Origin of the sequence: Vibrio sp. 10N.222.52.B7 (assembly GCF_041474275.1) — a bacterium.
Lineage (GTDB): Bacteria > Pseudomonadota > Gammaproteobacteria > Enterobacterales > Vibrionaceae > Vibrio > Vibrio crassostreae_C.
The window spans coordinates 1-322 of record NZ_JBFRTU010000548.1 but is presented as its reverse complement, the minus strand read 5'-3'; the positions used below and the strand labels follow the sequence as shown (position 1 = coordinate 322).

Below are 322 nucleotides of genomic sequence, written 5' to 3'. Positions count from 1 at the left end.
GATTCAAGTGAACCGAATGCAATCAAACGTTTCTGCTGCTAATGACAGTTTTCGTCTTGCAATTAATAGTAATTGTCTAGGCTCAGTAACTGCTTGCAGTTTGAATCTATCGAATAGTGCTCAAAAAGCACAAGCCGATGCTCGCAGTGATTATGTGAGAGAGTCCGACATCTCATTTTCTCCAGCGAATACCATTATCGACTTTGATCTATTGGGTAACCCTTCGGTGAGCGCTGGGGTTAACATTACGATTAACTCAACCACTTCGAGCAATAGCGCTCAGGTGTGTATTAATTCTCAAGGCTATGTGCGTGAAGGGACG

1 protein-coding gene is annotated in these 322 nt (G+C 43.2%); it reads left to right on the top strand.

Going from position 1 to position 322, the window contains the following annotated elements:
* A partial coding sequence (locus tag AB4512_RS24135; RefSeq protein WP_372176017.1) for an MSHA biogenesis protein MshC occupies window positions 1-322 on the top strand: 322 nt, incomplete at both ends.